The 13704-nt window shown below is 61.7% G+C and carries 11 protein-coding genes and 1 pseudogene; 8 read left to right on the plus strand and 4 right to left on the minus strand.

The features are described 5' to 3' along the window. Positions 1-132: 132 nt before the first annotated feature. Positions 133-537: an OsmC family protein gene (locus tag B840_RS08775; protein WP_229676661.1), complete on the plus strand. Its 405-nt coding sequence runs from the start codon at positions 133-135 to the stop codon at positions 535-537. Here the strand turns inward: B840_RS08775 and B840_RS08780 are convergent. The 3 genes from B840_RS08780 to B840_RS13510 are packed head-to-tail and all read right to left on the minus strand — an operon-like array spanning position 534 to position 2821. Further along, positions 534-1391 carry a YwiC-like family protein gene (locus B840_RS08780; protein WP_052491145.1) on the minus strand — a complete coding sequence of 286 codons (858 nt, stop codon included), beginning with the start codon at positions 1389-1391 and terminating at the stop codon, positions 534-536. The genes B840_RS08775 and B840_RS08780 overlap by 4 nt on opposite strands. 40 nt (positions 1392-1431) lie before the next feature. After that, a complete protein-coding gene (locus B840_RS08785; protein ID WP_042621840.1) occupies positions 1432-2646 on the minus strand; it encodes a phosphatase PAP2 family protein in 1215 nt (404 codons plus the stop codon). Positions 2647-2662: 16 nt separating this feature from the next. Continuing rightward, the gene (locus B840_RS13510) at positions 2663-2821 is read right to left on the minus strand and encodes a hypothetical protein (protein WP_156971879.1); all 159 of its coding nucleotides are present in this window, start codon (positions 2819-2821) and stop codon (positions 2663-2665) included. 80 nt (positions 2822-2901) lie between these two features. Between B840_RS13510 and B840_RS08790 the strand changes: the two genes are divergently transcribed. Together B840_RS08790 and B840_RS08795 are read left to right on the plus strand one after the other, a co-directional pair. Beyond that, positions 2902-4758: a glycoside hydrolase family 15 protein gene (locus B840_RS08790; RefSeq protein WP_042622658.1), complete on the plus strand. Its 1857-nt coding sequence runs from the start codon at positions 2902-2904 to the stop codon at positions 4756-4758. 54 nt (positions 4759-4812) lie between these two features. Beyond that, on the plus strand, positions 4813-5055 hold the full coding sequence (locus B840_RS08795) for a hypothetical protein (RefSeq protein ID WP_042621841.1): 243 nt from the start codon (positions 4813-4815) through the stop codon (positions 5053-5055). Positions 5056-5712: 657 nt separating this feature from the next. Here the strand turns inward: B840_RS08795 and B840_RS08800 are convergent. Continuing rightward, positions 5713-6686, minus strand: a pseudogene (locus B840_RS08800) (IS630 family transposase). 156 nt (positions 6687-6842) lie between these two features. Between B840_RS08800 and B840_RS08805 the strand changes: the two are divergent. The 5 genes from B840_RS08805 to B840_RS13135 all read left to right on the plus strand — a co-directional run bounded on the left by B840_RS08805 (position 6843) and on the right by B840_RS13135 (position 13551). Next, positions 6843-8081 (plus strand): IS256 family transposase, encoded by a 1239-nt coding sequence (locus tag B840_RS08805; protein WP_042621842.1) that lies wholly within the window; start codon positions 6843-6845, stop codon positions 8079-8081. Positions 8082-8350: 269 nt separating this feature from the next. Then, entirely contained in the window at positions 8351-9337 is a 987-nt protein-coding gene (locus tag B840_RS08810) for an IS481 family transposase (RefSeq protein ID WP_042621843.1), read from the plus strand. A gap of 35 nt (positions 9338-9372) precedes the next feature. After that, positions 9373-10776, plus strand: coding sequence for an IS1380 family transposase (locus B840_RS08815; RefSeq protein ID WP_084602900.1), 1404 nt, complete (start codon positions 9373-9375; stop codon positions 10774-10776). Between the two features lie 534 nt (positions 10777-11310). Beyond that, positions 11311-12594, plus strand: coding sequence for a nucleotide sugar dehydrogenase (locus tag B840_RS13130; protein WP_084602902.1), 1284 nt, complete (start codon positions 11311-11313; stop codon positions 12592-12594). 30 nt (positions 12595-12624) lie between these two features. Next, the gene (locus B840_RS13135; protein ID WP_084602904.1) at positions 12625-13551 is read left to right on the plus strand and encodes an NAD-dependent epimerase/dehydratase family protein; all 927 of its coding nucleotides are present in this window, start codon (positions 12625-12627) and stop codon (positions 13549-13551) included. The last annotated feature ends 153 nt before the right edge of the window (positions 13552-13704 follow it).

Genomic DNA, 13704 nt, shown 5'->3' on the forward strand with positions numbered 1-13704 from the left:
CGGGATTTCCGTGCGTGGGGCTGCTTGTGTGGATGCGGAGACACAGAATGTTGGTGTTTGTGCTGGCTAGGTCAGGGATTTAAGACCCTAAGAGCACACATTTCTTCCCTTAACCCCGAGAACACCCCCGCATTGACCGCCGAGCGCACCGCGCCCTGGACCCTCACCGTGGACAACGGCCGCGGCGCGACGCTGCAGATTGGACTCTCCGGAGCCCCCGATTCCTTCTCCCCTGTCGAGCTGCTCCAGGCCGCGCTGGCCGGGTGCGCGGCGTTGTCCGGCGAGGCCCAGCTGGCCCACCGGCTCGGGGAGGATTTCGAACTCAGTTCCACCGTGGAGGCAGTCCACAACCCGGAGACGAACCTCATCGAGGTGCTGAGCAACCGCATCGTCGCAGACCTCTCCGAGCTGGACCCCGAGAAGAGGGAGAAGCTGATCGCGAGCACGCAGCGTTCCATCGGCAAGCTGTGCACGGTGAAGCGCTCCCTCGCCGAGGGGATCACCACGACGACCGAAGTCGGCCAGCAGGAAGCCTAGAACAACGTCGCCAGCACACCGGCGCAGGCGACCAGCAGCACCGGCACCTCGGCCATGCCCAGCCGGCGGGCGTTCCAGTCGGCACCCTCGTGGGCGGCCACCGGGACGTAGACGGCGCGCACCAGTGCGAGCAGCGCCGTGGTCACCATGAGCACGGCAGCGGCCCAGCCGACGGGCGCGAGCAACACCAGTCCGAGCACCGCGAAGACGGCCAGGACGTGGTAACAGATGGAGCCGGTGAGGTAGCGGGGATTGTTGCGCTCGCGGATCATGGATTTGACGAAGGGGATCGTCCCGGAGAAGTACGCCGCCAGGAAGATCATGCCGGCCCAGGCCGCAGCCCCCACAGAACCCGAACCGACGCCCACCAGCGCGGGATAGAGCAGAGCGGAGGCGACGGTGGTGGAGACTCCCGAGAGCGTCGAGCGAGACCGCCCGGCAACCGTCTCCCCCACGGCGATCACCACCAGCGGGGCAAAGGGCAGCGCCCACCACAGCAGCTGCGGCTGGAGCAGGAGCGCCACCGCGATGCCCACCAGGGACACCGCACCGTACACGTAGACCGGCCGAAGATACCTGGCACGCCGCCGCGGATTGCGGGCCTTGACGGCCAGGCCGAAGGCGAAGAAGGCGAAGTAGCCGAAGAACCACGCGACCAGCACCGCGAGAAACACCGGCAGGGCAAGCGGGGAACCATCGGCACGCACCCACGCGACCAGGCCGGCGATCAGGCCGAGGGCGGCGGGGCTGATGAGCATGGCCCAGGCGCCGTGCTGGTTGGGCACCCACGGGGAGATGCCCTTCCTGCGCCGCACCTTCTCCGCCGGGGCCTTCTGTTTGGTTATGGGCGTCATAGGTATCACCCTACATCAACCGAAAGTTGGATACGGCACCTCAACTTTCCACTGACACCGACCCGTCGGGCGCCACCGAAACCGACGCCGTCCAGGCCGCGGCCAGGTTGAGGCGCTGCCAGGAACCGGCGGGGCCGGGATCGTCCAGCGGCCCGCCGGAGGGCAGAGCGGTCTGGCGCAGGACCTCGGCACGCTGCCCGTAGGAGAGCTCGGGGTGGTGCGCGAGCAGGAGGTCGGGGGCGGCCGGCGGGACGATCATCGGAGCACCCACCTCCCCTACCGGAGGGAGCCCGAAGGTGAGGTGGCCGGAGTAGCGCTCCACGGCGGCGTCGGCAGGCACGGGGGCGAGGGGGCGGCCGGTGCGCCACTCCAGCTCGGCGCGCAGTTCCGCGGCGGCCTGCTGCAGGGCGTCGCGCATCTTGGGGTCGTTCCAGCGGTCGGCGGCCGCGGCGGTGCCGGTCATGCGGCCGCCGACGACGTCGAGCGGGAAATGCACGCCCATGACCACGCGGTGGTAGCCGGAGTCGGCGCCGCGGGCGAGGATCTGGGGGCCGAGCTCGGGAAGCATGAGGCCCAGCAGGGTGGACACCCACACCGCCTGGTTGGCGTGCCCGGAGGGGAAGGAGCGGCTCTCCCCTGCTGAGTCGTAGAACTGGTAACCCGGAAGGTCATGACGCACCACCGTCTCCGGCGCGAGCTCGAAGGGGCGCGGGTAGCCGTGGAGGATCTTGTCGAAGACCAGGGAGCTGGCCAGTCCCCCGGCGCGGGCGGAGTAGCCGTTGCCCAGGAGGAACTCGGTCTTGGGCAGGCGCTTTTCGGCGAGGGCGTCGCGCATGGCGGCGCCGAGCTCGGGACCGAGGGCATCGGAAAGCGCGAAGAGCAGGCCCTCGGAATCTGCCGCCGAGTCCAGCTGCGCCCGGGCGATCAGCTCCGGGGTGGCGGAATTGTTGGCGGCGAGGGTGAGCTCGAGGTTGCGGGCCATCAGCTCCTCGTTGGCGCGCAGCGCGGTGAACCCGGCGGTGACGTCGTGGTAGGTCAGCAACCCGTGGGAGGAGACGTCCGAGACGTAGCCGACCAGATAGTCGGGGGTGAAGGGCACGGGGACGGGGGCGCCGGGATGGAACACGGGGGCACTACCAAGCGAGGAGCCGGCCACCTGCACCTGCGGCACCCCGAAGGGCGAGGCGGCGGCGGTGGGGGCGGAAACAAGCAGTGCGATGAGAAGGGCGGGCACCCCGAGGCGGGAGGTTGTCACGTGCCCAAGGTACCGCTCAGGGGGTGTCCGCACCGGACTGCCCCGCCGCCGCGCCGTGCCAGCGGGCGGCTTCCCCGGCGACGTCGATGTCCCCCAGGTTGGCGTAGATCAGCGCGGTGAGCGCGAGGGTGGCTGAGGCGTGTCCGGACAGTTGTCCCGGGAACTCGCCGTTCATCGCCACCTCCCTGCCCGCAATGTTGGTATTACGAACCTAGCGCATCTCATGGCCGCTGTCCCGTGAATAGGGTGGGCACCATGAGCAAGCCGACCCACACCCCGCTGGAGAAGTACGCCCTGCTGTCCGACATGCGCACCGCGGCGCTGGTCTCGGAGGAGGGCAGCATCGACTGGTTGTGCATGCCGCGCTTCGATTCCCAGGCGGTGTTCACCGCGCTGCTGGGAAATGAGGAACACGGGCACTGGCTCATCGACGCCCCCGGCGGCCACGTCTCCGCCCGCCGCTACGTCAGCGACTCCTTCGTCCTGGAGACCACGTGGACCACACCGACGGGGGTTGCCACCGTCACCGACTTCATGCCCATCGATGGCGAACTCGAGGGGGAGGAGAAGCGGGCTTTCGCCTGTACCGACCTTCTGCGCGTGGTCCGCTGCGTGGAGGGTGAGGTGGATATTCGCAATATCCTGCGGCTGCGTTTCGACTACGGCCGTGCCACCCCCTACTACCGTTACCGGGTGACGGCCGCAGAGGACAACGTCGGTGAAATTCTCTGCGTGGCCGGCCCCAACTCTGTCCATGTGCGTGGCCCCTACCTCACCCTGAATGAGGACACGAACTCCCACCGGGGCTTCTTCCACATGCGTGAAGGTGATCAGCTGGAGTGGGTGCTCACCTGGTTTCCCTCTCACCGGCAGATCCCGGCCCCGCCGGATTATTCGAAGGCCAAGGAGATCACGCGGCGCGCGTGGCACGACTGGGCGGAGTCCTGCAACTACAACGGTGAGTATCGCCAGGAGGTGAACCGTTCGCTCCTGGTCCTCAGGGCGCTTACCGACGCCCAGACAGGCGGCATCGTCGCCGCCCCCACCACTTCCCTACCGGAGGAGTTCGGTGGGCAACGCAACTGGGACTACCGCTACGTGTGGCTGCGCGACTCGGCCTGGACCATCGAGGTGCTCGTGGAGTCCGGATACACCGAACGGGCACACGCCTGGCGCAACTGGCTGCTACGCGCCATCGCCGGCGACTCCAAGCAGCTGCGCATCATGTACGGCCTGAGCGGTGAGCGGCATCTGCCCGAGTTCGAACTCGATCACCTGCCCGGCTATGAGAATGCTCGCCCGGTGCGCATCGGCAACGGCGCTGCCGAGCAGTATCAGGCGGATGTGGTCGGCGAGGTCATGATCGCCCTGGAGACCCTGCGTATCGCCGGCATCGACGATGACGAGTTCTCCTGGGACCTGCAGAAGTCCATCCTCTCCTTCCAGGAAGCAGTGTTCGACGCCAAGGACCACGGCATCTGGGAGATGCGCAGCGCACCCGCCTACTTCACCCATGGTCGGGCGATGATGTGGGCAGCCTTCGACCGCGGCATCAAGGCCGTGGAAAACCACGGCCTCAGCGGCCCCGTCGAGCGCTGGCGGGAGCTGCGCGAGGCGCTTCGCGACGAAATCCTCACCCACGGCTGGAACGACCAGCTCCAGTCCTTCACCCAGACCTACGGCAGCACCGCCGTCGATGCCTCCCTCCTCCAGCTCGCCCAGGTCGGTTTCCTCCCCTACACCGACCCCCGCATGCTCGCAACGGTGGACCGGATTGAAAAAGAGCTTCTCGACGATCACGGTTTCCTCCACCGTTATCCCACCGGCACCGGTGTCGACGGTATCGCCGGCGAGGAATATCCTTTCCTTCTGTGCTCCTTCTGGCTCATCGAGCAGTACGCCCACTCCGGGCGCCTCCACGAGGCCTGCGAAATGATGGAACGTATCCTCGCCGTCTCCTCCGATCTCGGCCTGCTCGCCGAGGAATACTCCCCCACCCACGGGCGTCTCGCCGGTAACTACCCCCAGGCCTTCTCCCACCTCGGGCTCATCCGCGCTGCCGCCGCCATCAGTCACCCGGAGACACCCGTCGACCCGGAAGCATCACGGTAGGCTGGTAAAAGTATTTTCTACACGTTCTTTTACCATTGAGGAGCAGTACCCCACATGATCCAGTTGGTCATCGGAGCAGCCGCCGGCTACGTCCTGGGCACCAGAGCCGGACGTCGCAGATTTGAACAGATCAAAAAAGGCTACGAAACGGCAGTCAACTCGCCGGCGACCAAAACCGCGATTAAAGCGACCCGCAAGGCTATCGCCGACCGGCTTGACCCGCAGCCGCGAATGAAAAAAGTCAAAAACCTCAAGCAGGAGGACGGTACCGAAATCTTGGAACCTGACCAAGACTGAGACTCGGATCCGGCCTCAGGGCAGGTCACGACAAGGATTGGTGATCCAGAATTTAGCGAAGCCTGCAATTTCACGGCTAGTTTGGTATAGAATTCGTGTCCAGATGATTCTCTCGAGGGGTACGACCACAACTTCTAAGTTGGTACATTTATTAAATATTGCTTGCACTCGCCGAGTATGAGGACGGTGAGTTAAGACTGTGATGTTCGACCAATCCTCTTTTTCAGCAAGTTCCCCCACAGCCATCGCTTCACCCGTAGTGGTGACAGGATCAGGTTCGAGACACCAAACCCCCGTCGCGGTCTCAGGCCGGCTCACCCCGCGGCAATGTGCCGTGCCAACTTTATCTAGTTCTTTGCGTGGGTTGGACACGACGAAGTTCTCAGCGTCCCCTTGGTCCACCATCTGAGCCCCCAACTGATGCCGGCCATCTGCACTGCCAGCTAGCACCACTACCGCATCACTAGAAACAGGGGTTCCCTCCGGAGGGAAGAACAACCAGGTAAACACTCCCAGCGACAGAAACAGGCATACGAGGCCTACACCTCCTAAGCACTGCTTCCGCTTCTTGCGGCGTAACCGTGAAGCGGGCCCCTGTTTGAAATGCATAAACACAGTGTAGCTAGCGCTCAATAGCCGAGCAGGGGGCCAAGACTCCTAGTGTCCTGCGCCGTTAATTCGTTGTAGGTATCGGGCGATGGATTCGAGAATTTCCTCAGCCGTTTTAGTCCAGATGAACGGCTTGGGGTCCTCGTTCCAGGCCTTTACCCAGTCGCGGAGGTCTTTCTCCAGTGCCTGCACGCTTCGGTGGTCGCTGCGCTGAAGGAGCTCTCGGGTCACCTCGGCAAACACCCGCTCCACCTGGTTGAGCCAGGAGGAGTAGGTGGGCGTGAAGTGCATGTGGAACCTGAGATGCTTTCCCAACCAGGACTGAATCGTTGGGTGTTTATGTGTGCGGTAGTTGTCGCAGATGACGTGCACGTCCAGGCCCTCTGGGATGGTTTTGTCGATCTTGACCAGGAATTTCTTGAACTCCACTGCCCGGTGCCGGCGGTGGATCGAGGAGATCACCGTCCCATCGGCGACGTTGAGTGCGGCGAACAGGCTGGTGGTGCCGTGGCGGACATAGTCATGGGCACGCCGCTCAGGTGTCCCCGGCAGCATCGGAAAGGCCGGCTGGGACCGCTGTAGGGCTTGTACCTGGCTTTCTCGTCAACGCACAGCACGACCGCTGACTCCGGTGGGTTCAGATACAACCCGACGATGTCATAAATTTTCTCGGTGAAGAAGGAATCGGTGGAAAGCTTGAACCCCTCCTCCAGGTGGGGCTTGAGGCCGAAAGCCTTCCAGATCCGGCCGACCGTGGACTTCGACAGTCCGGATTTCTCGGCCATGCTCGCTCGTGACCAGTGCGTCGCATTCGCTGGTGTGGATTCCAGGGTGTCGACGATGACCTGCTCGACCCGGTCGATACCGATGGTCGCGGGCCGGCCTGGCCGGGGTTCGTCGACCAGTCCGTCGAGGCGCTTGTCGATGAAGCGGGCCCGCCACTTGCCCACCGTCGGCAATGAGGTACCCAGCCGACGGGCAACCTCCGAATTCGATGCCCCGGTTGCGCATTCCAGTACGATCCGGGACCGGAGCGCGAGGTCCTGCGCGGGCTTTCGTGGTGACGTCCGTTAGCGTGGTGTATCTGTAACTGCCGGTGAGGACCCCATGAACGATGTGGGCGACCACCGCAGTACCTTTCGAATCAACTCCTACATCTCCTCGAAAGGGACACCACGATGGCCGCTGGCCCCCATTCTATCGACCCCACCACCTACCTCGACGACCTGCTGTCTCAAGCCTCTCCGGACCTGATGAGACAGATGCTGCAGAATTTCATCAACCAGATCCTGTCCACCCAGGCCGACCAGATCTGCGGCGCCGATTACGCCACCACATCCGAGTCCCGCACCAACGTCCGCAACGGCTACCGCCACCGAGACCTCGACACCAGAGTCGGCACCATCGACGTCGCCGTGCCGAAACTACGCACCGGTTCCTTCTTCCCGGACTGGCTGCTGGAACGACGCACCCGGGCCGAACGGGCCCTGACCACCGTGATCGCCACCTGCTACCTCAAAGGCGTGTCGACCCGCAGGATGAACGACCTGGTCGCCAGCTTGGGGATCAACAACCTGTCGAAATCACAGGTCTCAGAGATGGCCAAAGATCTTGATCAGATGGTGGAGGATTTCCGGACCCGCCCGTTGGATTCTGGCCCGTATCTGTATGTTTCCTGCGACGCGTTGACCATGAAGGTCCGCGAAGGCGGGCGGGTGGTCAAGACCTCCGTCCTGCTGGCCACCGGCGTCAATGCCGAAGGCTATCGGGAACTACTCGGTATGCAGGTCGCCACCTCGGAGTCGGTGGCCTCCTGGACCGGTTTCTTCCGCGATCTCAAGGCCCGGGGCCTGGACCAGGTGTACCTGGTCACCAGCGACGCGCACCTGGGGATCCAGCACGCCATCGGCGAGGTGCTGCCCAACGCCTCCTGGCAGCGGTGCCGCACGCACTTCGCTAAGAACCTCTCCGGGCTGGTGCCCAAGACGCAGTGGCCGACGCTGTCGGCGATGTTTCAGACGATCTTCCAGCAACCCGATGCCCAGGCTGTGTGGGATCAGGCACGGGAGGTGGTGGGCTTCTGTGAGCAGAAGTTCCCGCATGTCGCGGACTACCTCGAGGAGTCCCTCGACGAGCTGCTGGCTTTCACCCACGCCCCGAAGGCGGTGTGGACGAAGGTGTGGTCGAACAACCCGACCGAAAGGCTCAACCGGGAGATCCGCCGGCGCACCGACGTCGTCGGGATCTTCCCCAACCGCGACGCCGTGGTCCGCCTCGTCGGTGCCGTGTTGGCGGAGCAGCACGATGATTGGATCCAGCAGAAGCGCTACATGTCGCTGACGAGCCTGGAGCAGACGAAGGCGATGATGGCTGCCGCCGTCATCGATGCCGGCGAAGCCACTCAGGAGGTCGCATGAGCCAGTCTCACCATCGGGCTCGTGCCGGTCCCTGACACCGTCATGCTGCTTGTTTTATCGAAAGGCAGATACACCACTCCCGCGGACTTGACCGCTTTCGTCGCCGGACCCAGCGTTCCAGTTGCTCGCGTTCACCATCGGTCAAGGTCAGTTCGGCTGTACTGACCGGGGACGTTGGTCGAATCTGTGTGAACCGCTGACATGACGAAGACCTCCCGTGTGAAATGGAACGTGCTACCGACTCCACCACCACACACAAGAGGTCTTCCATGTCCCATGCTAACGCAGCCCTGACCCCACGTCACCGCCTCAAGGTCGCGAAACTCGTCGTCGACGACGGCTGGCCGATTGCGGAGGTCGCCGCCCGGTTCCAGTGCTCCTGGCCCACCGTCAAACGCTGGGTAGATCGCTACCGGGCGAACGAATCCATGCAGGACCGCTCCTCCCGACCGCACACCAGCCCTCACAAGACACCGAAGAAGGTCGTCCAACGGATTGTGTCCCTGCGCCTGCGCAAACGCCTCGGGCCACTCCAGTTGGGTGTGCTGTGCGGGGTCGCCCCGTCGACCGCGCACCAGGTGCTACGCCGGTGCCGGATCAACCGGTTGTCGTACACCGACCGGGCCACCGGTGAGGTCGTCCGCCGCTATGAGCACGACGGGCCCGGTGATCTCCTCCATGTCGATGTCACCAAATTCGGCCAGATCCCTGACGGTGGTGGGTGGCGCTTTGTCGGACGCCAACAGGGTGACCGCCACCGGGCCGCCACCGCCGGCAAATCGAAAAATCCTTATCGCAACCCGAAGATGGGGCACTGTTTCGTCCACACCGTCATCGATGACCATTCCAGGGTGGCCTACGCCGAGATCCACGACGACGAAAAAGCCGTCACCGCAGCAGCGGTGCTCCGTCGGGCTACGGCCTGGTTCGCCGGCCGGGGGATCACCGTCGAGCGGGTGATCAGTGACAACGGCTCCGCCTACCGGTCGCGGTTGTGGGCTCAGACCTGCGGGGAGTTGGGCGTCACGCCGAAGTGGACCAGGCCGTACCGGCCGCAGACCAACGGCAAGGTTGAGCGGTTCCACCGGACGATGGCTGATGGGTGGGCCTACGCCCGGCATTACCTGTCGGAGTCCGAGCGCAGGGAGGCGTTGGGCCGGTGGGTCCATGACTACAATCACCACCGGCCCCATTCCGCGTGCGGAGGTCAGCCACCGGTGAGCCGGTTAACCAACCTCCCCGGTCAGTACATCTAGAGTTCGATTTCCCTGCCCAGAAATGCACCTCACAGGTGCAAGTATCTCACACTCCCAAAGCACTGCCCGTTTCATTTGATGACCCTAACCTCGTGTCGACCGCCGGCCTGGTCCCGGTCATGCGCCTGGCCGATGCCGCAGGGCTGTCGGCTCTGGCGCAGCAACGAATGACCGTCGCAGGCGACAAGGGTGCGCATGCCGGGGCGAAGATCACCACACTGATCGCCGGCATGGTCGCCGGCGCCGACTCCATCGACGACATGGACCAGCTGCGCCACAGCGGCATGAACCGGCTCTTCGATCGGATCTACGCCCCCTCGACGCTGGGTTCCTTTCTCCGGGCCTTCACCTTCGGCCATGTCCGCCAACTCGATGCCGTTGCCTCCCGCTTCCTGACCAACCTGGCGACGCAGTCACCGAACCTGGTGCCCGCTGACACCGGCGGATATGTCTTCATTGACGTCGACGACACCATCATCGAAGTCCACGGACACACCAAACAAGGCGCCGGCTTCGGTTACTCCGGTATCCGCGGACTCAACGCTCTGCTGGCGACGGTCACCACGAAGGATTCCACCCCGGTGATCGTGGCGCAGCGTCTGCGCAAAGGCTCGTGCGGCTCCCCGCGTGGGGCAGGCCGGTTGATCGCCGATGCCATCACCACCACCAGGAGCCTTCCCTCCATGACAGGGAAGAAAATGCTGATGCGGGCAGATTCTGCCTTCTACGGCCGCCCCAGCATCAATGCTGCACTCACCGCCGGGGCAGATGTGTCGGTCACCATGCGGATGGACCCCAACGTGAAACGAGCCATCGCCACCATCGCTGATAATGCGTGGACAGCAATCCGGTACACCGACGCACTCTTTGACGAGGACACCCAGCGCTGGATCTCCTCGGCGGAGGTCGCGGAAGTACCGTTCGTTGCTTTTGCCTCGAAGAAGAAGGCCGACCAGGTGCCCGGCCGTTTGGTGGTGCGCCGGATTTCGGAGTTGAACAACAAGGACGTGGATCAACCTGGCCTGTTTGATCTTCATCGTTTCCACGCGGTGTTCACCACCGCCGACCCCACACTGATGGATACCGTGGCTGCGGATAAGACCCACCGCCGGCACGCGATCATTGAGCAGGTCAACGCGGATCTGAAGAACAGCGCCCTGGCACATATGCCGTCAGGGAAGTTCACCGCGAACGCCGCGTGGCTGGTATTGGCGGTCATGGCGTTCAACCTCACCCGCACAGCCGGGGTCATTGCTGCGGGGGCGATGGGCAGGGCCACCACTGCGACGATCCGCCGTCAGGTCATCGCCGTTCCCGCCCGGATTGCGCGTCGGTCCCGGAGAGTGATCCTGCACCTGCCGAAGGGCTGGAAATGGGAAACCCAGTGGACCCGACTGTTCACCCACGCCCATTCCCCGCCGGTGGTTGTCCCTGCCTGACCACCTGAGCTGAAGCCTCGGCCCGAGATACTTTCAATTCGTGGAACACCCAGACGAAGACGTGATCTGGGGATCACTCCTGCCCGAAAGCCCCGACGGTGCCCGCAGCCGAGATCAATCGCCTACCGAGGGCACATCAGTGGATCGAGGTTTAAGGATATAGAATAATTTTCACACTCTCCGCCGATAAAGGGCTTCGCGATACCCTATAATCACAGCTCAAAGGAGCTTTCGACCCCGGTAAGGTAGCATCATTTTCCCTACCGGGGATCCCCCACATTAGGGCCTTTACCTCCCACCATTCAGAAAACAACGCTCATAACGAGCGAAAATCTTACCCAGCGGTATGCTGGGAAAGCAGTTTACGACAGCCCCATCGGTACAGCACACCCGTCTCGACGATGTGTACCCTAAAGCCGCGCTGGAGAGGCACGCGTCATGAACTGCAAACATCGCCTCGCTTCCTCCAGGAAGTCGATCTGCTTTACATGAGTTTCGTCGCGCGTGGACTCACTTTAAAGATCTAGGAGACTAATGAGCACCCATAGAATTTCCGACACGCATATCGCGGTGATCGGACTCGGTTACGTCGGATTACCCCTCGCAGCAGCCTTCGGCCAGCATCTTCCAGTTGTGGGCTACGACATCGATGAATCTAGGATCGCCGAGCTGAAACAAGGCCATGATCGAACCCTAGAGGTCAACGACGAGGAACTCTTCCAGGCGATCAACCTCGAATTCACCGCAGATGCTGAGGATCTCCGGAAAGCCAACGTCTACATCGTGACTACTCCTACACCAATCGACGAGCATAAATCGCCCGATCTCGGGGCAATTCGGGCTGCTACCCGAACCCTCGCGGCCACCCTTACACCCGGGGACGTGGTAATTTACGAATCCACTGTGTACCCGGGCGTTACTGAGGAAGTATGCGTGCCACTACTAGAAGAGGTCAGTGGACTTAAATACAACGACGAGTTTTTTGCGGGCTATAGTCCCGAACGAATCAATCCCGGAGACAAGGTGCATCGTGTCACTAATATTGTGAAAGTGACCTCCGGTTCTACTCCAGAAATTGCTGATTATATCGATGATCTATATCGTTTAATCGTATCCGCGGGCACCCACTCGGCCCCGAGCATTAAAGTGGCAGAAGCCGCAAAAGTGATTGAGAACACCCAGCGCGACGTCAATATCGCATTGATGAATGAGCTTGCGGTTATTTTCAATAAAATGGATATCGATACTCAAGATGTCCTTGAGGCCGCCGGAACTAAGTGGAATTTCCTACCCTTCCGCCCTGGACTAGTCGGCGGACACTGTATCGGAGTTGACCCCTACTACTTAACCCACAAAGCCCAGGCAGTGGGCCACCATCCAGAGATTATTTTGGCAGGACGTCGGCTCAATGACTCAATGGGACAATACGTGGCCAGCCGACTCGTTAAAACCATGCTGCACCATATCCCAAAGCTGAGCGATGCTCGAATCTTGGTTATGGGACTCACTTTCAAGGAAAACACTCCGGACATTCGGAACACGCGTGTGGTAGATGTGGTCCGAGAGCTGCAAGAATACGGAATAACCGTCGACGTGCATGACCCCTGGGCCAGCTCTGAAGAAGTCGAACGCGAGTATGACATCACGTTAGTAGATACGCCTTGCCCGCAAAACTACGATGCGATCATTATTGCGGTCGCGCATCATCAGTTTGCCGAGCTCGGCGCGGAAGGTATCCGATCCTACGGAAAATCTGACTGCACCATTTACGATCTTAAGGGTGTGCTTCCGAAATCCGCAGCACACCTGCGCCTCTAGCAACATACGTTCTACAACAGGAGTACAGAAATGAAAGTCCTTATCACCGGCGGTGCAGGCTTCATCGGGTCCAACCTCATAAAGCAGCTTCAAAAAGACGGAGTTTCGCATATTGCTGTCATTGACGATTTTTCAACCGGTTTTCGCGAGAACCTGCAGGGCCTAGACGTAGAACTTTTCGAGGGATCTATCCTAGATCAAGACCTGCTATCACAAGCAGCACATAAAGCCGACGCAATCGTGCACCTAGCGGCTCGACCTTCAGTTCCTCGCTCCATTCAGGATCCACTCGCGTCGCATCATGCGAACGCGACTGGCACCATGCATGTTTTGGAAGCCGCGCGGAAATGGGGAGCCCATGTCACACTGGCATCTTCCTCTTCTATATACGGCTCGAATCAAACTCTGCCTAAATCGGAGCAGCTTCGCCCCATGCCCATAAGCCCCTACGCAGTTAGCAAACTGGCGACTGAAACTTATGCTCTCGCTTATAACGCAGTTTACGGATTAGAAGTTATGCCGTTCCGTTTTTTCAACGTTTACGGCCCAGGGCAGGCTGCTGGCCATGCATATGCCGCCGTCGTGCCCGCGTTTGTCGATGCCGCACTCGCAGGACGTCCCCTACCAATCCATGGAGACGGAGAGCAAACCAGAGATTTCACTTTTGTGGAGACAGTGACAGAGACGCTCTCCCTTGCTGCACGAGAGAGGATCAACCCAGGAGATGCGGTAAACTTAGCATTCGGCACCCGCAGCTCCCTCTTGGACGTAGTTACGGTAATGGAAGAAATCCTTGGCTTCCCGTTGGAACGAGATCATCAAGAGCCCCGCGCTGGGGACGTAAGGGATTCTCAAGCAGCGAACGACGTACTCATTGACCTGTTTCCTGCCGTCCAGCCCGTTGCTCTGGGTGAAGGCCTCGAGAAAACAATTGAATGGTTTAAGAGCCGGAGTTAGGGAAAGCAAGCTCAAACACGACGGATCCATTCACTGAACCCTCGCTTTGACCCGGTACGCTTGGCTGCAAGCCCTACCGTCCGCCTTCGACTCTAACATCCATAATCAAGGCTCACGAGTCGAGGATTTTAGAACTTTTTAGAGCATATCGCT

It is taken from the genome of Corynebacterium marinum DSM 44953 (assembly GCF_000835165.1).
In the GTDB taxonomy this organism is placed as follows: domain Bacteria; phylum Actinomycetota; class Actinomycetes; order Mycobacteriales; family Mycobacteriaceae; genus Corynebacterium; species Corynebacterium marinum.